The 22,023-nt window shown below is 72.9% G+C and carries 18 protein-coding genes; 7 read left to right on the forward strand and 11 right to left on the reverse strand.

Features of this window, described 5'->3' with window-relative positions; all coding sequences use genetic code 11:
* Window positions 1–43: 43 nt before the first annotated feature.
* The 3 genes from ACIRS4_RS08040 to ACIRS4_RS08050 form a co-directional block, all read right to left on the reverse strand.
* On the reverse strand, window positions 44–1,507 hold the full coding sequence (locus ACIRS4_RS08040; protein WP_404191659.1) for a glutamate synthase subunit beta: 1,464 nt from the start codon (window positions 1,505–1,507) through the stop codon (window positions 44–46).
* A complete protein-coding gene (gene gltB, locus ACIRS4_RS08045) occupies window positions 1,500–6,101 on the reverse strand; it encodes a glutamate synthase large subunit (RefSeq protein WP_404191661.1) in 4,602 nt (1,533 codons plus the stop codon). The genes ACIRS4_RS08040 and gltB overlap by 8 nt, the downstream gene beginning before the upstream one ends.
* A 379-nt stretch (window positions 6,102–6,480) precedes the next feature.
* Window positions 6,481–7,212 carry a VIT1/CCC1 transporter family protein gene (locus ACIRS4_RS08050; RefSeq protein WP_404191664.1) on the reverse strand — a complete coding sequence of 244 codons (732 nt, stop codon included), beginning with the start codon at window positions 7,210–7,212 and terminating at the stop codon, window positions 6,481–6,483.
* 269 nt (window positions 7,213–7,481) lie between these two features.
* Between ACIRS4_RS08050 and ACIRS4_RS08055 the strand changes: the two genes are divergently transcribed.
* From ACIRS4_RS08055 to ACIRS4_RS08085, 7 genes are read left to right on the forward strand one after another with little or no spacing between them, the layout of a single operon-like run.
* Window positions 7,482–8,540 carry an ADP-ribosylglycohydrolase family protein gene (locus tag ACIRS4_RS08055; RefSeq protein ID WP_404191667.1) on the forward strand — a complete coding sequence of 353 codons (1,059 nt, stop codon included), beginning with the start codon at window positions 7,482–7,484 and terminating at the stop codon, window positions 8,538–8,540.
* Window positions 8,537–10,078: an ADP-ribosylglycohydrolase family protein gene (locus ACIRS4_RS08060; RefSeq protein WP_404191669.1), complete on the forward strand. Its 1,542-nt coding sequence runs from the start codon at window positions 8,537–8,539 to the stop codon at window positions 10,076–10,078. The genes ACIRS4_RS08055 and ACIRS4_RS08060 overlap by 4 nt, the downstream gene beginning before the upstream one ends.
* Window positions 10,079–10,086: 8 nt before the next feature.
* Window positions 10,087–11,316: an ADP-ribosylglycohydrolase family protein gene (locus ACIRS4_RS08065; protein WP_404191672.1), complete on the forward strand. Its 1,230-nt coding sequence runs from the start codon at window positions 10,087–10,089 to the stop codon at window positions 11,314–11,316.
* Entirely contained in the window at window positions 11,304–12,683 is a 1,380-nt protein-coding gene (locus ACIRS4_RS08070; RefSeq protein ID WP_404191674.1) for an ADP-ribosylglycohydrolase family protein, read from the forward strand. The genes ACIRS4_RS08065 and ACIRS4_RS08070 overlap by 13 nt, the downstream gene beginning before the upstream one ends.
* Complete coding sequence (gene rbsK / locus ACIRS4_RS08075; protein ID WP_404191677.1) at window positions 12,680–13,573, forward strand: ribokinase; 894 nt, start codon at window positions 12,680–12,682, stop codon at window positions 13,571–13,573. The genes ACIRS4_RS08070 and rbsK overlap by 4 nt, the downstream gene beginning before the upstream one ends.
* Complete coding sequence (locus ACIRS4_RS08080) at window positions 13,570–14,790, forward strand: CaiB/BaiF CoA transferase family protein (RefSeq protein ID WP_404191680.1); 1,221 nt, start codon at window positions 13,570–13,572, stop codon at window positions 14,788–14,790. Before rbsK ends, ACIRS4_RS08080 begins: the two co-directional genes overlap by 4 nt.
* Complete coding sequence (locus ACIRS4_RS08085) at window positions 14,787–15,614, forward strand: HpcH/HpaI aldolase/citrate lyase family protein (RefSeq protein WP_404191682.1); 828 nt, start codon at window positions 14,787–14,789, stop codon at window positions 15,612–15,614. Before ACIRS4_RS08080 ends, ACIRS4_RS08085 begins: the two co-directional genes overlap by 4 nt.
* Before the next feature lie 96 nt (window positions 15,615–15,710).
* Here the strand turns inward: ACIRS4_RS08085 and lgt are convergent, their stop codons facing one another.
* From lgt to ACIRS4_RS08125, 8 genes are all read right to left on the reverse strand, one after another.
* Window positions 15,711–16,808 (reverse strand): prolipoprotein diacylglyceryl transferase, encoded by a 1,098-nt coding sequence (gene lgt / locus ACIRS4_RS08090; RefSeq protein WP_404191685.1) that lies wholly within the window; start codon window positions 16,806–16,808, stop codon window positions 15,711–15,713.
* Window positions 16,809–16,892: 84 nt separating this feature from the next.
* On the reverse strand, window positions 16,893–17,669 hold the full coding sequence (locus ACIRS4_RS08095; RefSeq protein WP_404191688.1) for a DsbA family protein: 777 nt from the start codon (window positions 17,667–17,669) through the stop codon (window positions 16,893–16,895).
* A 100-nt stretch (window positions 17,670–17,769) separates the two neighbouring features.
* Window positions 17,770–18,588 carry a tryptophan synthase subunit alpha gene (gene trpA / locus ACIRS4_RS08100; RefSeq protein WP_404191690.1) on the reverse strand — a complete coding sequence of 273 codons (819 nt, stop codon included), beginning with the start codon at window positions 18,586–18,588 and terminating at the stop codon, window positions 17,770–17,772.
* Complete coding sequence (trpB, locus tag ACIRS4_RS08105; RefSeq protein ID WP_404191693.1) at window positions 18,585–19,868, reverse strand: tryptophan synthase subunit beta; 1,284 nt, start codon at window positions 19,866–19,868, stop codon at window positions 18,585–18,587. Before trpB ends, trpA begins: the two co-directional genes overlap by 4 nt.
* 78 nt (window positions 19,869–19,946) lie before the next feature.
* A complete protein-coding gene (trpM, locus tag ACIRS4_RS08110) occupies window positions 19,947–20,174 on the reverse strand; it encodes a tryptophan biosynthesis modulator TrpM (RefSeq protein WP_404191696.1) in 228 nt (75 codons plus the stop codon).
* A 23-nt stretch (window positions 20,175–20,197) separates the two neighbouring features.
* Window positions 20,198–21,007 (reverse strand): indole-3-glycerol phosphate synthase TrpC, encoded by an 810-nt coding sequence (trpC, locus tag ACIRS4_RS08115; RefSeq protein WP_351093124.1) that lies wholly within the window; start codon window positions 21,005–21,007, stop codon window positions 20,198–20,200.
* Window positions 21,008–21,146: 139 nt separating this feature from the next.
* Window positions 21,147–21,578 carry a DUF2752 domain-containing protein gene (locus ACIRS4_RS08120; protein WP_404192112.1) on the reverse strand — a complete coding sequence of 144 codons (432 nt, stop codon included), beginning with the start codon at window positions 21,576–21,578 and terminating at the stop codon, window positions 21,147–21,149.
* A gap of 189 nt (window positions 21,579–21,767) precedes the next feature.
* The gene (locus ACIRS4_RS08125; RefSeq protein ID WP_404191698.1) at window positions 21,768–22,019 is read right to left on the reverse strand and encodes an HGxxPAAW family protein; all 252 of its coding nucleotides are present in this window, start codon (window positions 22,017–22,019) and stop codon (window positions 21,768–21,770) included.
* Between the last annotated feature and the right edge of the window lie 4 nt (window positions 22,020–22,023).

A 22,023-nucleotide genomic window follows, 5' to 3' on the forward strand; every position in this document is an offset into this window, starting at 1 on the left:
CTGTGTTCCGTACGCCGTTGTACGGGACGTGTGTGAGGTTCCGTCAGACCGTCAGGGCGCGGTCCGTCGGGCGGATCGGGGCCGGCAGGTCGCTGGCTCCGTTCAGGTGGCGGTCGACGCCGCGGGCGGCCGAGCGGCCTTCCGCGATCGCCCACACGATGAGGGACTGGCCGCGGCCGGCGTCGCCGGCGACGTACACGCCGGGGACGTTGGTCCGGAAGTCGGCGTCGCGGGCGATGTTGCCGCGCTCGTCGAGCTCCAGGCCGAACTGCTCGACCAGGCCGTTCTCGCGGTCGGTGCCGGTGAAGCCCATGGCGAGGGTGACCAGCTGGGCGGGGATCTTGCGCTCGGTGCCCGGCTTCGGGGTCAGCTTGCCCTCGATGAACTCCACCTCGGTGAGGTGCAGCCACTGGACGTTGCCGTCCTCGTCGCCCTCGAAGTGGGTGGTGGAGACGGCGTAGACCCGCTCACCGCCCTCCTCGTGCGCCGAGGTGACCTTGTAGAGCATCGGGAAGGTCGGCCACGGCTGCGCCACGGCGTTCCGCTCCTCGCCCGGGCGGGGCATGATCTCCAGCTGGGTGACGGAGGCCGCGCCCTGACGGTGGGCGGTGCCCACGCAGTCCGCGCCGGTGTCGCCGCCGCCGATGACGACGACGTGCTTGCCCTCGGCGGAGATCGGGGGCGCCACGAAGTCGCCCTCCTGCACCTTGTTGGCCAGGGGCAGGTACTCCATGGCCTGGTAGACGCCCTTGAGCTCGCGTCCGGGCACCGGCAGGTCGCGGGCGGTGGTGGAGCCGGCGGCGATGACGACGGCGTCGTAGCGCTTCTTCAGGTCGGTCGCCTTGAGGTCGCGGCCGATCTCCACGCCGGTGCGGAAGCGGGTGCCCTCCGCGCGCATCTGCTCGATACGGCGGTTGATGTGCCGCTTCTCCATCTTGAACTCGGGGATGCCGTAGCGCAGGAGGCCGCCGATACGGTCCGCGCGCTCGTAGACGGCGACGGTGTGGCCGGCCCGGGTCAGCTGCTGGGCGGCGGCCAGACCGGCCGGGCCCGAGCCGATCACGGCGACCGTCTTGCCGGACAGACGCTCAGGCGCCTGCGGGGCGACGTCACCGGTCTCCCATGCCTTGTCGATGATCGAGACCTCGACGTTCTTGATGGTCACCGGCGACTGGTTGATGCCGAGCACGCACGCCGCCTCGCACGGGGCAGGGCACAGCCGCCCGGTGAACTCCGGGAAGTTGTTCGTCGCGTGGAGCCGCTCCGAGGCGGCCGCCCAGTCCTCGCGGTAGGCGTAGTCGTTCCACTCGGGGATCAGGTTCCCCAGCGGACAGCCGTTGTGGCAGAACGGGATGCCGCAGTCCATGCACCGGCTGGCCTGCTTGCTGATGATCGGCAGCAGCGAGCCGGGGACGTAGACCTCGTTCCAGTCCTTGAGCCGGACGTCGACGGGGCGGGACTTGGCGACCTCACGCCCGTGGTTCAGGAAGCCCTTCGGGTCAGCCATTGATCGCCGCCTCCATCATCTTCTCGGTGATCTCGGTCTCGGAGAGACCGGCCTGCTCGGCGGCGACCTTGGCGGCGAGCACTGCCTTGTACGTGCTGGGGATGATCTTGCTGAAGCGCTCCACGGCGTCGTCCCACTCGGCGAGCAGCTTCCCGGCGACCGTCGAGCCGGTCTCCTCGGCGTGGCGGCGCACCACGTCGTGCAGCCACTGCTTGTCGGTGTCGTCCAGGGCCTCGACGGCGTCGACGTTGCCCACGTTGACGTTGTCGCGGTCCAGGTCGATGACGTAGGCGATGCCGCCCGACATACCGGCCGCGAAGTTGCGGCCCGTCTCGCCGAGAACCACCGCGTGACCGCCGGTCATGTACTCGCAGCCGTGGTCGCCCACGCCCTCGGAGACGACCGTCGCGCCGGAGTTGCGGACGCAGAACCGCTCACCGGTGCGGCCGCGCAGGAACAGCTCGCCGCCGGTCGCGCCGTAGGCGATCGTGTTGCCCGCGATCGTCGAGTACTCGGCGAGGTGGTCGGCGCCCCGGTCGGGGCGGACGATCACACGGCCGCCGGAGAGGCCCTTGCCGACGTAGTCGTTGGCGTCGCCCTCCAGGCGCAGCGTGACACCGCGCGGCAGGAACGCGCCGAAGGACTGGCCCGCGCTGCCGGTGAAGGTGATGTCGACGGTGTCCTCGGGCAGGCCCGCGCCGCCGAACTTCTTCGTCACCTCGTGGCCGAGCATGGTGCCGACCGTGCGGTTGATGTTGCGGATCTGGACCTGGGCGCGCACCGGCTGGGCGTCGGTCGCGGAGTCCGCGGCCAGGGCGTCGGCGGCGAGCTTGATCAGCTCGTTGTCGAGCGCCTTCGCCAGGCCGTGGTCCTGGGCGACGACCTGGTGCATCGCCGCGCCCTCGGGCAGTTCGGGCACGTGGAAGAGGGGCTCCAGGTTGAGGCCCTGCGCCTTCCAGTGGTCGACGGCCCGCGCCACGTCGAGGACCTCGGCGTGGCCGACGGCCTCCTCGATGGAGCGGAAGCCCAGCTCGGCCAGCAGCTCGCGGACCTCCTGCGCGATGAACTGGAAGAAGTTCACCACGTGCTCGGCCTTGCCGGTGTAGCGCTCGCGCAGCGTCGGGTTCTGGGTGGCGATGCCGACCGGGCAGGTGTCCAGGTGGCAGACGCGCATCATGACGCAGCCGGAGACGACGAGCGGCGCGGTCGCGAAACCGAACTCCTCGGCGCCGAGCAGCGCGGCGATGATCACGTCGCGGCCGGTCTTGAGCTGGCCGTCGGTCTGCACGACGATCCGGTCGCGCAGGCCGTTGAGCAGCAGGGTCTGCTGGGTCTCGGCGAGGCCGAGCTCCCAGGGGCCGCCCGCGTGCTTCAGCGAGGTCAGCGGGGAGGCGCCGGTGCCGCCGTCGTGGCCGGAGATGAGGACGACGTCCGCGTGCGCCTTCGACACGCCCGCCGCGACCGTGCCGACGCCGACCTCGGAGACCAGCTTCACGTGAATCCGCGCCTGCGGGTTCGCGTTCTTCAGGTCGTGGATCAGCTGCGCCAGGTCCTCGATGGAGTAGATGTCGTGGTGCGGCGGCGGGGAGATCAGGCCGACGCCGGGGGTGGAGTGCCGGGTCTTGGCCACCCACGGGTACACCTTGTGGCCGGGCAGCTGGCCGCCCTCGCCGGGCTTGGCGCCCTGGGCCATCTTGATCTGGATGTCGTCCGCGTTGACCAGGTACTCCGAGGTCACGCCGAAGCGGCCGGAGGCGACCTGCTTGATCGCGGAGCGGCGCGCCGGGTCGTACAGGCGCTCCGGGTCCTCGCCGCCCTCACCGGTGTTGGACTTGCCGCCCAGCTGGTTCATGGCGATGGCGAGGGTCTCGTGCGCCTCCTGGGAGATGGAGCCGTACGACATGGCGCCGGTGGAGAAGCGCTTGACGATCTCGGAGACGGGCTCGACCTCGTCGATGGAGATCGGCGCGCGGCCCTCGCTCTTGAAGCCGAACAGGCCGCGGAGCGTCATGAGCCGCTCGGACTGCTCGTTCACACGGTCCGTGTACTTCTTGAAGATGTCGTAGCGGCCGGTGCGCGTGGAGTGCTGGAGGCGGAAGACCGTGTCCGGGTCGAACAGGTGCGGCTCGCCCTCGCGGCGCCACTGGTACTCGCCGCCTATCTCCAGGGCCCGGTGGGCCGGCGCGATGCCGGACGCCGGGTAGGCCTTGGCGTGGCGGGCGGCGACCTCCTCGGCGACGACGTCGATGCCGACGCCGCCGATCTTGGTGGCGGTGCCGTCGAAGTACTTCTCGACGAAGGCCTCGTCGAGGCCGACGGCCTCGAAGACCTGGGCGCCACGATAGGAGGCGACGGTGGAGATGCCCATCTTGGACATGACCTTCAGGACGCCCTTGCCGAGGGCGTAGATCAGGTTGCGGATGGCCTTCTCGGCCTCGATGTCCGACAGGAAGGTGCCCGCGCGGACCAGGTCCTCGACGGACTCCATCGCCAGGTAGGGGTTGACGGCGGCGGCGCCGAAGCCGATCAGCAGGGCGACGTGGTGGACCTCGCGGACGTCGCCGGCCTCGACCAGCAGGCCCACCTGGGTGCGCTGCTTGGTGCGGATGAGGTGGTGGTGGACGGCCGCGGTGAGCAGCAGCGACGGGATCGGCGCGTGCTCGGCGTCGGAGTGCCGGTCGGACAGGACGATCAGGCGGGCGCCGTTGTCTATGGCGGCGTCGGCCTCGGCGCAGATCTCCTCGATGCGGGCGGCCAGCGCGTCGCCGCCGCCGTGCACCCGGTACAGGCCGGAGAGGGTCGCGGCCTTGAAGCCGGGCATGTCGCCGTCGGCGTTGATGTGGATGAGCTTGGCCAGCTCGTCGTTGTCGATGACCGGGAACGGCAGGGTGACGCTGCGACAGGAGGCGGCCGTCGGCTCCAGGAGGTTGCCCTCGGGGCCGAGCGACGAGCGCAGCGAGGTGACGAGCTCCTCGCGGATGGCGTCCAGCGGCGGGTTGGTGACCTGGGCGAACAGCTGGGTGAAGTAGTCGAAGAGCAGTCGCGGGCGCGAGGACAGCGCGGCGATCGGCGAGTCGGTGCCCATCGAGCCGATCGGCTCGGCGGCGGCCTTGGCCATCGGCGCGAGGATGACGCGCAGCTCTTCCTCGGTGTAGCCGAAGGTCTGCTGGCGGCGGGTGACCGAGGCGTGGGTGTGCACGACGTGCTCGCGCTCGGGCAGGTCGCCCAGCTCGATCTCGCCGGCCTCCAACCATTCGGCGTAGGGGTTCTCGCCGGCGAGCTGCGCCTTGATCTCGTCGTCCTCGATGATGCGGTGCTCGGCGGTGTCGACGAGGAACATGCGGCCGGGCTGGAGGCGGCCCTTGCGGACGACCTTCGCCGGGTCGATGTCGAGGACGCCGACCTCGGAGCCGAGGACGACGAGGCCGTCGTCGGTGACCCAGTAGCGGCCGGGGCGCAGGCCGTTGCGGTCGAGCACGGCGCCGACCTGGGTGCCGTCGGTGAAGGTGACGCAGGCGGGACCGTCCCAGGGCTCCATGAGCGTGGAGTGGAACTGGTAGAAGGCGCGCCGGGCCGGGTCCATGGAGTCGTGGTTCTCCCACGCCTCCGGGATCATCATCAGCACGGAGTGCGGCAGCGAGCGCCCGCCCAGGTGGAGGAGTTCGAGCACCTCGTCGAAGGACGCCGAGTCGGAGGCGTCCGGGGTGCAGACGGGGAAGAACCGCTCGATGGCCTTGTCGTCCGTACCGAAGAGGTCCGAGACCAGCTGCGACTCCCGGGCGCGCATCCAGTTGCGGTTGCCCTTGACGGTGTTGATCTCACCGTTGTGCGCGACGAAGCGGTACGGGTGGGCGAGCGGCCAGCTCGGGAAGGTGTTCGTGGAGAAGCGGGAGTGGACCAGGGCGACGGCCGAGGCGAAGCGGCGGTCGGACAGGTCGGGGAAGAACGGCTCCAGCTGGCCGGTGGTGAGCATGCCCTTGTGGACGATGGTCCGCGCGGACAGCGAGGGGAAGTAGACGCCGGCCTCGCGCTCGGCGCGCTTGCGCAGCACGAAGGCCTTGCGGTCGAGGGCGATGCCCTCGCTGGCGCCGTCGGCGACGAAGATCTCCCGGAAGGCGGGCATCGTCGAACGCGCGGTCGCGCCGAGCAGCTCGGGGGCGACGGGGACCTCGCGCCAGCCGAGGACGGTGAGGCCCTCTTCGCCGGCGATCGTCTCGATGCGCGAGACGGCTTCCTGGGCGCCGTCCTCGGGGAGGAAGGCGATGCCGACGGCGTAGGAACCGGCCTCGGGCAGGTCGAATCCGGCGACCTCGCGGAAGAAGGCGTCCGGCACCTGGGTGAGGATGCCCGCGCCGTCGCCGGAGTCCGGCTCGGAGCCGGTGGCGCCGCGGTGTTCGAGGTTGCGCAGGACGGTCAGCGCCTGCTCGACCAGCGTATGGCTCGCCTCGCCCGTCAGGGTGGCCACGAATCCGACGCCGCAGGCGTCGTGCTCGTTGCGGGGGTCGTACATACCCTGCGCAGCAGGGCGAGCATCCATGAAGGACCAGTTTCGGCCATTCGTGGAGTGCTGGGACGGCTGGCGCGGCGTACGCATCGGCTCTCCCGTCGTCGTCAAGTGGCATATGCAGATTGCCGAGGGACGACGTTGGCCCTCTGCGTCGGTGCAAAATTTCGTGCAGGTTACATGATGGAGCGGTTCTCGGGAAGCGGATACGCCGTTCCAGCATGCGGACACCGTGGGGGTGCGGAGGGGTACCGCGACACGGCTTGAAGTATGTGGGTGCCGAGGGGGACGGGATCGATCGGATCGGTGTCCATCGGCGATGGAGGCGGAGGGAGCGACGTCGCTCATCCCGCGAGTGCGCGGCAGGCGTCATTGCCCACAGCGCTTACGGCTCATGCCCGGTGGTCATGCGGTCGAAACCAGCGAGTAACGGCTACTTATGCACCCCCTCGCATAAGTAGCATCCGCGTCATCCTACGGCGGTTCCGAACAGGCTGCCCAGGGCGTACGTCACACCGGCCGCCGCTCCACCGAGGGCGAGCTGACGCAGACCGCTGTACCACCAGCTGCGCGCCGTCACCCTGGCCACGACCGCACCGCACAGGAAGAGCCCGAGCAGCGCGAGCAGCACGGCGGGCCACAGAGCGCTCGCACCCAGCAGATACGGCAGGACGGGCAGCAGCGCACCGAGCGCGAAGGCGCCGAAGCTCGACACGGCGGCGACCGCCGGCGAGGGCAGGTCGCCCGGGTCGACGCCCAGCTCCTCACGGGCGTGTATCTCCAGGGCCTGCTCGGGATCGCGCGACAGCTGCCGGGCGACCTGCCGGGCGAGGGAGGCCTCGACACCCCGCGCCTCGTACAGCGCGGCCAGCTCGGCCTCCTCGTCCTCGGGGTGCTTGCGCAGCTCCCGGCGTTCGACGTCGAGCTCGGCCTCGACGAGTTCGCGCTGCGAGGCGACGGAGGTGTACTCACCGGCGGCCATGGAGAACGCGCCGGCCGCGAGCCCGGCGAGCCCGGTGAGCACGATGCCCGCGCGGCCGACCGACCCGCCGGCGACGCCGGTCATCAGGGCGAGGTTGGAGACCAGGCCGTCCATCGCACCGAAGACCGCGGGACGCAGCCAGCCCCCGTTCACGTCGCGGTGGGTGTGGTTGTCACGGTGCGCCTCGTGCAGCGCGGCTTCCGTTTCGATGATGGCCACGGGACTCCCCCATAACTGAGCCTAAGCTAACTTTGGACGTCTTCTACTCTTTTACAACGTCCACAGTACGGCCGTGATTCCCCGCTCGCCAGCAAGGAGAGGCTGCCTTAACCTGCGCTTTCCTCTTGTTTCGCTCATCTGATCGACCTTCCGCACAGATGTCGACCGGGTGACATGGTGACCGCGCAGGCTCGGGTCAACCGCCGACGGTGGGACACATCCGCAAAGGGCTCCGCGCCCGTGCGCAGCCCCCTCAGGAGAGGCCCCGTATGGCATCGACCGCCTGCATCACCTCGGTGACGGCGCCGGGGGACGCCGCCGGACTGCGCGAACGGGCCCGCGGCGCACTGCTCGGCCTCGCCGTCGGAGACGCCCTCGGCGCACCGGCCGAGAACATGAAGCCCTCACAGATCCGCGCCCGCTGGGGCCGCGTCACCGGGTACGTCGCCGAGAAGCCGGCCGGCACGGACGACACCGAGTACGCGATCTTCTCGGGGCTGCTGCTGGCCCGGCACGGCTCCGCGCTCACCCAGGCCCATGTGGAGGCGGCCTGGCACCAGTGGATCGCCGGCCGCGCCGAGGGACCCTTCCGCGGGGCGGGCTTCAGCGAGCGCGGCACCCTGGAGAACCTCCGGCGAGGGCTGGCCGCGCCCGTCTCCGCCCAGCACCGGCACGCCTGGAGCGACGGCCTCGCCATGCGTGCGGCGCCCTTCGGCGTCTTCGCCGCCGGCCGCCCCGCCGAGGCGGCCCGGCTCGTCGCCGTCGACGGCTCGGTCAGCCACGACGGCGAGGGCATCCACGGCGGCCGGGCGGTGGCGGCGGGCGTCGCGGCGGCGATGGCGGGCGCCTCCCCCGTCGCCGTCGTCGCCGCCGCCCTGGCCGTCATCCCGGAGGACTCCTGGACGGCCCGCTCCCTGCGCCGCGCGGTCACGGTCGCCCATCGCGGCGAACGGGCTGTCCGTTCCGCCGTCGTGATCGGCGGCTACCCGTGGACCGATCTGGCCCCCGAGGCCGTGGCGCTCGCGTTCGGCGCGTACGCGGCGGCGGACGGCGACTTCCGTGACGCCGTCCTGACGGCCGTGAACATGGGCCGCGACGCCGACACCACGGCGGCGGTGGCGGGCGCGCTGGCCGGCGCGACCCAGGGCGTGTCCGCCATCCCGCCCGAATGGGCGGCCCCGATCGGCCCGGCGCGCGGCACATGCCTGCCCTCCATGGCGGGCCACCACATCCTGGACGTGGCGGAACTGCTGGTCCCCGGCGAGGACCGCAGATGGGGCACCACCGGCTCCGCCCCCGCCCCCCACAAGGCGGAGGCCCTCTCATGACCCCTCCGGCCCCTTGGACCGAAGCCACCCCACCGGCGGCGCAGCCGGAGGAAACCACCCTCGCGGCACCGCCGGACGACACCACACTCACGGTGCCGCCGGACGACACCGCACACGCAGCGCAGTCGGCCGACGCCACACTCACGGCACCGCCGGCAAGCCCCCCACCCGTCACCCAGCCGGACGACACCGCACCCCCGGCACGTCCGGACGAAGCCGCACCCCCGGCACCCCCGGCACCGCCGGCACGATCGAACACACGCGCACCCGCCGCACGGCCCGACGAAGTCGCGGTCGCCGACGATGGGGGCGCCCCACAGGGGCCACCCGCCCCCGGCGACGAAACCCGCGCGGGCGGTGCGGGTGGAAAACATCATCGGGCCGAAGGCGAAGCCGAGGCCGGAAAGCCGGCCGGCCGCCGCCGGGCCCCCCGCATCGAGGGACTCCTGCTGGGCCTGGCCGCAGGCGACGCCGCCGGATGGCCGGCCGCCCGTCACCGAGCCGCCCGCATGCCGGAGTGGACCCGCCGCCTCACCCGCGAGCTGGACACCTTCGCCGAGCAGAACGCGACGACCACGCTCCCCGTCCCCATCGCCCTCAACCAACCCCCCGAACCCCTCCGCCTCGGCCCCTCCGACGACGCCGAATGGGCGGCCTTCGCCGCCGAGGCCGTCCTGCGCGCCGGCGACGACACCGCCCTGGGCGACCTCAGCCGGGACCGCCGGATGCGCGCCGCCATCGACCTCACCTGGAACGCCCTCGCCGCCGAGGTAGCCGCCGCGGCCGAGCGCGCCCCGGAGACCGAGTCGGCCGTACTGCCCCTGCGCGCCCGCATCTCCGTACGGGCCGGGCTCGGCAACCTCGCCACCGGTCTGCGCCCGCCCGCGACCGGGCACGACAACCCGCACTACTTCGACGACGCCGCCTGCGTACGCGCGTGCGTGCTCGCCGTGGCCCACCCCGGCGACCCGCGCCGGGCCGCCGGGCTCGCCGAATTCGACGCCCGCTACACCCAGGACGGGGACGGCGTGCACGGCGCCCGGGCGATGGCGGCGGCTCTCTCGCTCGCGCTGGCCGGCGGCCGGACGCGGGAGTGCGTCACGGCCGCCCTCGCCGAGCTGCCCGAGGAGACGGAGATCGGCCGCAACGCCCGCCACGCGCTGCAGCTCGCGCACCGCGCGGAGAGCGCCTTCGCACTGGTGCCGTTGCTCGAACACCAGATCGTCGACCATGTGTACAGCTACGGCATCGCGGCCGCCGAGACCGTCCCGGTCGCCCTGGCCCTCACTCTCGCCGCCGACGGACGGATCGCCGAGGCGGTGCCGGCGGCGGCCTGTCTGTCCCGGGTGGCGGACTCCGCCCCCGCCCTCGCGGGCGCGCTCACCGGCGCGCTGGGCGGCGCCGCCGCGATCCCCGACTCCTGGCGCGCCGCCTGCCGCACCCTCGCCGGCTGCGCGCTGCCCCGCCTCACCGACACCGACCTGGTGGAACTCGCCGGGCTCCTGGAAACCACGCGACCGGCCCCGCCGGAGGGATGATTCGGGCCATGACCGACGAAAATCGGAGAACACCCCGCACACCACCCGAAGCGTCACACGCCGCGCCGCCCGCCACGTCCTGCGGCCCCGGCCCGGCGCTGGAGGAGCGCGTCGCCGGCGCCCTCGTCGGCGCGGCCGTCGGCGACGCCCTCGGCGGCCCGGTCGAGGGCTACTCCCCCGACCAGATCCTCCAGCGGCACGGCGGCCGCGTCCACGGCGTCGTGGGCCCCTGGCACGGCGACGACTGGCGCACCGCCCGCCCCCTCGCCCCGTACCACAAGGGCGACGGGCACGTCACCGACGACACCCTGATGACGCACGCGCTGGTCCGCGTCTACGCCACGGTCCGCGACCACCTCGACGCGTACGCGCTCGCCGACCACCTGGTCCCCGACCTGATGACGAACCCGCGCTGGATCCCGGAGCTGGAGGCGGAGACGCTCCCGCTGCACCGTGTCTTCCTCGCGGAGAAGTGGCTGGTGGCACGGCTGCACTACGGTCACGTCGATCCCCGCGAGGCAGGCGTCGGCAACATCGTCAACTGCGGGGCGGCGATGTACACGGCCCCCGTCGGCCTGGTCAACGCCGCGAACCCGGCGGCCGCGTACGCCGAGGCGATCGACCTCGCGGGCGCCCACCAGTCGTCGTACGGCAGGGAGGCGGCCGGCGTCCTCGCGGCGGCGGTCGCGGCGGCCTCGGCGCCCGGGGCGACGCCGGACTCGGTGGTGACGGCCTGTCTGGCCCTGGCCAAGGACGGCACCCGGACGGCGATCGAGAAGGTGTGCGAGACGGCGGCCCGGTACACCGACTTCGAGTCCGCCCTGGCCCCGCTGCGTGCGGCCGTGGCCCCTTACGACACGGTGGGTCCGGACTACAGATCCCCTGCCCCGAACGCCCGCCGGCCCTCCCGTGTGCACGCGATCGAGGAACTCCCCGTGGCACTGGGCATGCTGGTGGTGGCCGGCGGCGACTACCGGCACGCCGTCCTGGGCGCGGTGAACTACGGCCGCGACTGCGACTCGATCGCGACGATGGCCGGCGCGATGGCCGGCGCCCTGGGCTCCCCCGTCCCGGACGAGTGGTCCAAGCAGGTCGCGGAGGCGAGCCGGCTGGACCTGTGGGAGCCGGCCCGCACGCTCACGGAGGTCGCCCGGGAGATCTTCGCCCGTGACGTCCGCGCCCGCCGGGCCCACGAGAGCGCCTTCACCGCCCTCGGAGGTCCGCGATGCTCCGACTGACCTGGGCCCAGCCGGAGGACCTCCTCGGCCACGAACTCCGGCAGGCCGCCCAGGACGGCCGCAACGCCTCGGCCGTCGCCGCCGTCGCGGCCCGCTGGAAGAGGGCCGGCGGCTGGGACCCCCCGGCCCGGGCCGGCGCCTCCCCCGAGCCCGCCTCCCCCTACCTCCGGCTGCTCGCGGAGGACCTCCTGGACGAACTGGCCGACCTGCCCGCCGCCACGGCGGAGAACGAGCCCACCGGCCTGGACGGCATCCGGCGCCTCTGCCCGCACTGGCCCCACCCGGCCGCCGCGGCCCCCGCCCCGGAGGTCGCCCCCGCCGCCCTGGAAGCCGCCTGGCTCGGCCGGGCCGCCGGCTGCCTCCTCGGCAAACCCGTGGAGAAACTGCCCCTCGACGGCATCCGCGCCCTCGCGAGGTCCACCGGGAACTGGCCGCTGAACGGGTACTTCACCGCCCGCGGCGTCCCGGCCGACCTGCTCGCCGCGCACCCCTGGAACCGCCGCTCGGCCGGCACCTCCCTCGCCGAGAACATCGACGGCATGCCCGAGGACGACGACCTCGACTACCCCCTGCTCAACCTGCTCCTGCTGCAACGCCACGGCAGATCCTTCACCACCGCCGACGTCGCCCGGCTCTGGCTGGAGGAACTCCCCGCCGGCCGCGCCTTCACCGCCGAACGCCTCGCCTACCGCAACCTGCTGTGCGGCGTCGAACCCCCGCGCACCGCCCGCCACCGCAACCCCTTCCGCGAGTGGATCGGCGCCCTCATCCGCGCCGACATGCACGGCTGGACCAACCCCGGCGACCCGGCCGCCGCGGCGGAGCAGGCGTACCGCGACGCCACCCTCACCCACACCGCCAACGGCGTCTACGCGGCCATGTTCACGGCCGCCGCCATCGCCACCGCCGCGACCGGCGCGCACGACGTCCACGCCTGCCTCGCCGCCGGCCTCACCGTCGTACCGCCCCGCTCCCGGCTGGCCCGCGCCGTCACCCACGCCGTCCGGCTCGCACGGTCCCACGACGACTTCGACACCGTCGTGGACGAACTCCACACCGCGTACGGCACGACCCACCACTGGGTCCACGCCGTCCCCAACACCGCCCTGATCGCCGCCGCCCTCACCCACGCCGACGGGGACTTCACCGGCTCCATCACCCGTGCCGTATCAGGGGGTTGGGACACCGACTCCGACGGCGCCACCGCCGGCTCGATCGCCGCGCTGCTCGCCGGCGACCCCGCCGCCCTCCCCGACCGCTGGACGGCGCCCCTGAAGAACCGCCTCGCCACCTCGGTCGGCGGCTTCGACGGCGCCGGCTTCGACACCCTCGCCCACCTCACCCACCGGGAGGTCGCACGCCCATGACCGACATCGTCGTGCTCGGCAGCACCAACATGGACCTCGTCGCCTACGTCGCGAAGCCCCCGCAGCGCGGGGAGACCGTCACCGGGCGGGAGTTCCGCACGGTCCCCGGCGGCAAGGGCGCCAACCAGGCGATCGCCGCAGCCCACGCGGGCGCCACCGTCTCGATGATCGGCGCGGTCGGCAACGACGCCTTCGGCTCCCGGCTGCGCTCCACCCTGGAGCACTCCGGCGTCGACACCGACCATCTGCGCACGGTGGAGGGCCCCTCCGGCACCGCGCACATCGTCGTCGACGACGAGGGCGGCAACGCGATCGTCGTCGTCCCCGGCGCGAACGGCACCGTCGACCACCTCGTGCCCGGCGACGAGGTCCTCATCGCCTCCGCCGACGCCCTGCTGCTCCAGTTGGAGGTCCCCCTCGCGGCGGTCGTCGCCGGCGCGCAGGCGGCCCGCGCCCACGGCGTCCGGACCGTCCTCACGCCCGCCCCCGCCCAGCACCTGCCTCCCGAACTCCTCGACACCACCGACCTGTTGGTGCCCAATGAGCACGAGGCCACCATCCTCACCGGCCGCATCGACCCGCGTGAGGCCGCCCTCGCCCTCCTGGACAGCGTCCCGGAGGTCGTCGTCACCCTCGGCGCGTCCGGCTGTCTGTACGCGACCCGCGGCGCCGAACCGCTGACCGTCCCCGCGCCCCGCGTCACCGCCGTGGACTCCACCGGCGCGGGCGACACCTTCGTCGGCGCCCTCGCCGTGGCCCTCGGCGAGAGGCGTCCCGTACGGGAGGCGCTCGCCTGGGCGGCGGCCGCCGCGGCGCTGTCGGTCCAGCGGTGGGGCGCGTCGGCGTCGATGCCGTACCGATCCGAGATCGACAAGCAGCACGCCTCGTGACCGCGACCCGGACGGCCACCGCGTCCCCGGCGCCGCCCCCGCTGCACGGTCTGCGCGTCCTGGACCTGGCCACCCTCTTCGCCGGGCCCCTCGCGGCCACCATGCTCGGCGACTTCGGCGCCGAGGTCGTCAAGGTCGAGCACCCGGACAAGCCCGACCCGTCCCGAGGGCACGGTCCGGCCAAGGACGGCGTCGGACTGTGGTGGAAGCTCCTCGGGCGCAACAAGCGCGCGATCACGCTGAACCTGTCCCGGCCGGGCGGCCGGGCCGCCCTGCTGCGCCTCGCCGCCACCGCGGACGTGATCATCGAGAACTTCCGTCCCGGGACCCTGGAGAAGTGGGACCTCGGCTGGGAGGAGCTGTCGGCGGTCAATCCCCGGCTGATCCTCACCCGGGTCACCGCCTTCGGCCAGTTCGGCCCGTATGCCCACCGTCCCGGCTTCGGCACCCTCGCCGAGGCGATGAGCGGCTTCGCCGCGATCACCGGCGAACCGGACGCGCCGCCGACCCTGCCGCCGTTCGGCCTCGCCGACTCCATCGCGGCCCTGGCGACGGCGTACGCCGTGATGACGGCGCTCGCCGCCCGCGACCGCACCGGCGAGGGTCAGGTCGTCGACATGGCGATCATCGAGCCGATCCTGACCGTCCTCGGCCCCCAGCCCCTCTGGTACGACCAGCTGGGCTACGTCCAGGAGCGCACCGGCAACCGGTCCGCCAACAACGCCCCGCGCAACACCTACCGCACGGCGGACGGCGGCTGGGTCGCCGTGTCGACGTCGGCCCAGTCGGTCGCCGAGCGTGTCATGCGGCTGGTCGGCCGCCCCGACCTGATCGACGAGCCGTGGTTCACGACGGGCGCCGGCCGGGCCGCCCACGCCGACGTCCTCGACGAGGCGGTCGGCCGCTGGATCGCCTCGAACACCGTCGTCGACGTCCTGGCCGCCTTCGAGAAGGCCGAGGCGGCCGTCGCCCCGGTCCAGGACGTCCGGGACGTGATGACGGACCCGCAGTACCTGGCCCTGGACACGCTCACCACCGTCGACGATCCCGAACTGGGCCCGATCCGGATGCAGAACGTCCTCTTCCGGCTCTCATCGACGCCCGGCTCGATCCGGTGGGCGGGCCGCCCGCACGGCGCGGACACCGAGAGCGTCCTCGCCGAGGCCGGCCTCACCCCCGCCGACCTGGCCTGCCTGCGCGCGGAGGGCGCCCTGTGACCTTCCCGCTCACCTGGCTCTACGCCCCCGGGGACCGCCCGCACGTCGTCGCCAAGGCCCTTGGCTGCGGCGCGGACGTCATCGTGATCGACCTGGAGGACGCGGTCGCCCCGGACCGCAAGGAGTACGCCCGCGCGGCGACCGCCGAACTCCTCGCGGACGTGCCGCCGGTGCCGGTGCACGTCCGGATCAACGCGCTGGACGGCCCGCTGGCCCCGCACGACCTCGCGGCGGTGGCGGGACTGCCCGGAGTGTCGGGGCTGCGGCTGCCGAAGGTGACCTCGCCGGGGCAGATCACCCGGATCGCGGAGGCGACCGCCCCCTCGGGCGGCGGCGCGCCTTCGCTGTTCGCCCTGGTGGAGACGGCTCTGGGCATCGAACGCGCCCACGCCGTGGCCTGCGCCCATCCGGCCCTGCGCGGCATCGCGCTGGGCGAGGCGGATCTCCGGGCCGACCTGGGCGTACGGGCGGACGCGGGGCTCGACTGGTGCCGCTCCCGGGTGATCGTCGCCGCCCGGGCCGCCGGTCTGCCCCCGCCGCCGCAGTCCGTGCACCCCGACACCCGTGACCTGGAGGGCCTGGCGGCCTCCTGCGCCCGCGGCCGCACCCTCGGCTTCCTGGGCCGCGCCGCCATCCACCCCCGTCAGCTGCCGATCATCGAGCGGGCCTACCTGCCGACGCAGCGGGAGCTGGAGGAGGCGGAGACGATCGTGAAGGCGGCGGCGACCCAACAGGGCGCCCAGGCCCTCCCGGACGGCCGGTTCATCGACGCGGCGGTGGTGGCCGCGGCTCAGCGGACGCTGTCCCTGGCCCGCAGCGACTGACCCCCGGCCCGGAAACGCGCTGAGGGCGCCCGGAGTCTCCGGGCGCCCTCAGCGTCGTACCGCGTCAGCCGGCCCCGCCGTCGGGCCGACCGGCCGTCAGCTCTTCTTGCCGGCGGACTCGGCCCCGGTCCCTGCTTCGGTCTTGGCCTTGGACTCGGCTTCGGTCCCGGCCGCGGTCCCGGCACTCTTGGCGTCGGTCTCGGTCTCCGCCTTGGCCTCGGTCTCGGGCTTCAGCTCTTTCGCCTCGCCGGAAGAATCAGAAGAGGCGACCTTGTCCGCCTTCTCTTTCTCCGTCTTGCCGTCCGTCTCCGCCTTGCCGGCCTTCTCGGTCTCGGCCGACTCGGCCTCGCCGTCGCCGGCCGCGTCACCGCCGGGGGCGGCCTCGGGCTCCACGATCTCCTCGCGTCCCGGCCGCTTCTTCGCCGATACCACGAGGTAGACCACCGCGAGCAGGAACACGAGCATCGCGGTCCAGTTGTTGAGCCGCAGGCCCAGGATGTGATGAGCGTCATCGACGCGCATGTACTCGATCCAGAAGCGGCCTACGCAGTACGCGGCGACGTACAGCGCGAACGCCCGCCCGTGGCCGAGCTTGAAGCGGCGGTCGGCCCAGATGACGAGGAGGGCGACGCCGACGCACCACAGCGACTCGTACAGGAACGTCGGGTGGTAGTACCCGGGTACCCGGCCGTCCGCGGCGGAGGTGATGTGCAGGGCCCACGGCAGATCCGTTTCGCGCCCGTAGAGCTCCTGGTTGAACCAGTTGCCCCAGCGGCCGATGGCCTGGGCGAGAGCGATACCGGGCGCGATGGCGTCGGCGTAGGCGGGCAGCGGGATGCCCCGGCTGCGGCAGCCGATCCACGCGCCCACCGCGCCGAGCGCGATCGCGCCCCAGATACCGAGGCCGCCCTCCCAGATCTTGAAGGCGTCCACCCAGTCACGGCCCTCGCTGAAGTACAGCTCGTAGTCCGTGATCACGTGGTAGAGCCGGCCGCCGACCAGGCCGAAGGGCACGGCCCAGACCGCGATGTCGGCCACCGTGCCGGCCCGCCCGCCCCGGGCGATCCAGCGCCTGTTGCCGAGCCAGACCGCGACGAAGACGCCGATGATGATGCAGAACGCGTAGCCGCGCAGCGGGACGGGGCCGAGGTACAGCACTCCGCGCGACGGGCTGGGAATGTAGGCAAGTTCCATGGCAGGGTCGACGCTACCGTGCCGGGCCGGGCGCACGGCAGCCAGCCCGGCTACGGCTGCGTAACAGGCGGACGGGAGAGCCCCTCAGCCCTGGGCCGCCTCCTCCACCATCTCCTTCAGCTTCGCGGGCGTCATCGACTGGTCCGCGTAGATGTTCTTGCCGTTGAACAGCACGGTGGGGGTGCCGCTGAAGCCGCCCTTCTGGAAGGCCTCGTTGGACTTCACGACCCAGCTGTTGTGCTTGCCGTCCTCGACGCAGGTACGGAACGCGGGCGTGTCGAGGCCGTCGACCTTGCCGGCCAGTTCGATCAGCTCGCTGTTGCGGGCGTAGGCGTCGTCGGTCTCGGGCGGCTGGTTGCGGAACAGCACGTCGTGGTAGGCGGGGAACTTCCCGGCGTCCTGTGCGCAGGCGGCTGCGTTGGCGGCGTTCCTGGAGCCGGTGCCGCCCATGTTGCCGTCGATGAGGGTGACCAGGTGGTACTCCACCTTGAGCTTGCCCGCCCCGGTCAGTTCGTGGACCGTCGAGCGGTAGTTGTTCTCGAAGCCCTTGCAGGCGGGGCAGCGGAAGTCCTCCCACACGGTGAGCGTGGCCTTGGCGTCGTCCGCACCGGCCGGGATCGCGAGGGCGTCCTTGCCCTGTGCGCCCGAGGGCGCCACGACCGGGCCCGCGCTGTCCCGGCCGTCGTCCTTGCCGGCGTTGGCCGCGACGACGCCGATGACCGCCGCCAGGCCCAGCACGCACACCACGCTCGCGGTGACGATCAGCGTCCGGCGCCGCCGCTCCCCGGCCTTCTGCTTCTCGCGCTCGACCGCCAGCCGCTCCCTGGCGGTGCGCTTCCCTTCACGATTCTTCTCGCTCACACCCCGGAAACGAACCGGGGAGGCGCTGCGCGCCTCCCCGGCCCCAGGTCCACCCGTTCGAGTGACCGAACGAGGCAATTCCGTGGTGGATCCCTCTACGTCACGCCTGGCCGCGCACGCCCTTCGCCAGGTCGCCGGCGAGCGCGCGGACGGCTTCGACGCCTGCCGCGTCGTCCGGGGCGTCCAGCATCCGCTTGACGAAGGCCGAGCCGACGATCACACCGTCGGCGAAGCCGGCGACCTCGCGGGCCTGTGCCGCGTCGGAGACGCCGAGGCCGACGCAGACGGGCAGGCCGCTGCCGGTGGCCCGGGTGCGTTCGACGAGGTCCTGGGCCTGCGCGCCGACCGACTCACGGGTGCCGGTGACGCCCATCAGCGAGGCGGCGTAGACGAAGCCGCTGCCCGCCGCGGTGATCTGCGCGAGCCGCTCGTCCTTGCTGCTGGGCGCCACGACGAAGACGGTCGCCAGGCCGTGCTTCTCGGCGTGCTCCCGCCACAGCGCCGCCTCCTGCACGGGCAGGTCGGGCAGGATCGCCCCCGCCCCGCCCGCCTCGGCGAGCTCGGCGGTGAACCGCTCGACGCCGTAGCGGTCGACGGGGTTCCAGTACGTCATGACGAGCACCGGCTTGCCGGTGGCCGCGTGGGCCTCGCGGACCGTGCGCATCACGTCGGCGATCCTGACGCCGCCGCGCAGGGCGATGTCGTCGGCGGTCTGGATGACCGGGCCGTCCAGGACGGGGTCGCTGTGCGGCAGACCGACCTCGACGACGTCGGCGCCGCCGTCGAAGACGGCCTTGATCGCTTCGATGCCGCCGTCCACGGTCGGGAAACCGGCCGGGAGGTAGGCGATGAGGGCGGAGCGGCCCTCCGCCTTGGCGGCGGCGAGGGTGTCCGTCAACAGCTGGATGTTGCCGCTCACTTGGCGTCCCCCTCGATCTCGGCGGTGCCGGAGGCGTCGTCGGCGACCTCCGCGTCGGTGTCGTACAGGCCGAAGTAGCGCGCGGCGGTGTCCATGTCCTTGTCGCCGCGGCCGGAGAGGTTGACGACGATCAGACCGTCCGGGCCCAGCTCCTTGCCGACCTCCAGGGCGCCGGCCAGCGCGTGGGCGCTCTCGATGGCCGGGATGATGCCCTCGGTGCGCGACAGCAGGCGCAGCGCCTGCATGGCGGCGTCGTCGGTGACCGCGCGGTATTCGCCGCGGCCGGTGTCCTTGAGGTAGGAGTGCTCGGGGCCGATGCCCGGGTAGTCCAGTCCGGCGGAGATGGAGTACGGCTCGGTGATCTGGCCCTCGTCGTCCTGGAGGACGTAGGAGCGGGAGCCGTGCAGGATGCCGGGCTCGCCCGCGGTGAGGGTGGCCGCGTGCTCGCCGGTCTCCACGCCGTGTCCGGCGGGCTCGCAGCCGATGAGGCGTACGCCGGCGTCGGGGATGAAGGCGTGGAAGAGGCCGATGGCGTTGGAGCCGCCGCCGACGCAGGCGACGGCCGCGTCGGGGAGGCGTCCGGCGCGCTCGAGGAGCTGGCGGCGGGCCTCGACGCCGATGACGCGGTGGAAGTCGCGGACCATGGCCGGGAAGGGGTGCGGGCCGGCGACGGTGCCGAACAGGTAGTGGGTGCGGTCGACGTTGGCGACCCAGTCGCGGAAGGCCTCGTTGATGGCGTCCTTCAGCGTCCGGCTGCCGGACTTCACCGCGACGACCTCGGCGCCGAGCATGCGCATGCGGGCCACGTTGAGGGCCTGGCGCTCGGTGTCGATCTCGCCCATGTAGATGGTGCACTCGAGACCGAACAGAGCGCAGGCGGTGGCGGTGGCGACGCCGTGCTGTCCCGCGCCGGTCTCGGCGATCACCCGGGTCTTGCCCATGCGCTTGGTCAGGAGGGCCTGGCCGAGCACGTTGTTGATCTTGTGGGAGCCGGTGTGGTTGAGGTCTTCCCGCTTCAGGAAGACCCGTGCGCCACCGGCGTGTTCGGCGAACCGCGGCACCTCGGTGAGGGCGCTGGGGCGGCCGGTGTAGTTGACCAGGAGGTCGTCGAGTTCCCTCGCGAACTCCGGGTCGTGCTTGGCCTTGTCGTACTCGACGGCCACCTCGTCCACGGCCGCGACGAGGGCCTCGGGGATGAACTTGCCGCCGAAGGCCCCGAAATAGCCTTCTGGGCTGGGGGTCTGCCCCTCGGGGTCGGGGATGAAGAACTGACTGGGCATGCGAATACCTTCACGGTGAGTTGTGTGTGGATGCACTAGTCGCCGTGGGGGCGGGGATCAGTCGTCGGCCGCGGACAGTCAGTGGCTTGTCGCGCCCGCGCGGCGGTGGCCGCACATCAAGCAGAGCCCCGCGCCCCTCACGGGGCGCTGCTGCCATCGCATGCCGTTCACCTGCCCGGGTTCGTCACCGATGACGTACCGGACCCGGCGGCCGTGGACCCGGCGGGCGGGTGCGCGGCAGCCTCGCGGGCGGCAGCCGCGCGCGAGGCGGGCGTACCGGTCCACGGTCGTCACGGTGAGAGTCATCGCCGGCCAGCCTACCGAAAAGGTCAGCCGCGGCCGTGCCGCAGTGCCGGGTGCTCGCCCGCGGCGACCAGGTCGGCCACCGCCGTCCTGGGGTCGCGGCCGGTGACGAGGGACTCGCCGACCAGGACCGCGTCGGCGCCGGCGTTGGCGTACGCGATGAGGTCGTGCGGGCCGCGGACACCGGACTCGGCGACCTTGACGATGTGGTCGGGGATCTCGGGGGCGACCCGGTCGAAGGTGCCCCGGTCCACCTCCAGCGTCTTCAGGTTGCGCGCGTTGACGCCGATCACCTTGGCGCCCGCGTCCACCGCGCGCTCGACCTCGTCCTCGTCGTGCACCTCGACGAGCGGGGTGAGGCCGATGGAGACGGCGCGCTCGATCAGCGACTCCAGGGCCGGCTGGTCGAGGGCGGCCACGATCAGCAGCGCGAGGTCGGCGCCGTAGGCGCGGGCCTCCCAGAGCTGGTACGAGGTGACGATGAAGTCCTTGCGCAGGACGGGGATGTCCACGCGCGCGCGGACCGCCTCCAGGTCGGCCAGCGAGCCGCCGAAGCGGCGCTGTTCGGTGAGGACGGAGATGACGGCCGCGCCGCCCGCCTCGTAGTCGGCGGCGAGTGCGGCCGGGTCGGCGATCGCGGCCAGCGCGCCCTTGGACGGGCTGGAGCGCTTGACCTCGCAGATGACCTTGACGCCGTCGCCCCTGAGCGCGGCGACCCCGTCCTTGGCGGCGGGAGCCTTGGCCGCGCGCTCCTTGAGCTCGTCGAGGCTGACGCGCGCCTGCCGCTCCGCGAGGTCGGCACGGACTCCGTCGATGATCTCGTCGAGCACACTCACGCGAGCGGCCCCCTTCCAGACGGGTGACAGTTCGGGCGACCAGTGGAAACCCCTTGGCCACTGCGATGGTATCCGGAGGAACCCGAAGGCCTCACATCCGCTTGACAGCGGTCCCACCACCTGGACTTTCGCCCCGCGATCAAGGATGCAGCCAGCTGCCGAACGGCAGGTTCCGGACAACTGTGAAGACCAGGAGCGCCACGCCCAGTGCCCACTGGTGCGCCGGCCGGAGGTCGAGGCGGACGGGGCGGCCGCGGGCCGCGCGGACCACCCAGAGGGTCCACAGCGCGGCGAGGAGCGGGTAGGCGGCCACGGCCGGCGCGTTGGCGTGCAGAGCGGTCACGAGGTCGCCGTGCACGAGGGCGTGGGCGCCGCGCAGGCCGCCGCAGCCGGGGCAGTACAGGCCGGTGAACCGCAGGAGCGGGCAGACGGGGTAGTGGCCGGGCTCGTTCGGGTCGACGGTCCCGACGTAGGCGAAGGCGGCGGCGACGGTCGCGAGGAGGGTGGCGGGCACGGCCAGCCGTCCGAGGGCGTGTTGCGAAAGTCCCGTCCGGCTCGCGACGCCTGGCACGCGCGCTCGGGCGGTCCCCCGGGCCGGGGGCGTCGCGGGGGGCGGCGGGGGCGGCGGTGTCACGCTGCGGCTGTCGGCGGTCACGCCTGGAATTGTGCCCCGCCCGGACGCCGCGCGCGCGTGAGGGGCGGCCGGTCGGTAACCGGCCGCCCCTCACGGCGACACATGAGTCCTTGCGGACAGCCCGGATCAGCTCTCGGCGGTGGCCGGGGCGGGGCGGGCCGCGACCTGGTGCACCGGGTGGACCTCCTTGGGCTGGCCGAGGCCCATCGCGCGCATCACGGCGCCGACGACGCCGCCGAGGACGACGATCACCATGCCGGCCCAGAAGCCCAGCGGCTCGGCCATCACCATGAACGCGCCCGCGACGCAGAAACCGATGATGGCGATGGTGACACCGGTCCAGGCGGCCGGGGTGTGTCCGTGGCTGCTGCCCGCCATGACT

The organism is Streptomyces sp. NPDC101166 (genome assembly GCF_044768125.1).
Classification (GTDB): Bacteria; Actinomycetota; Actinomycetes; order Streptomycetales; family Streptomycetaceae; genus Streptomyces.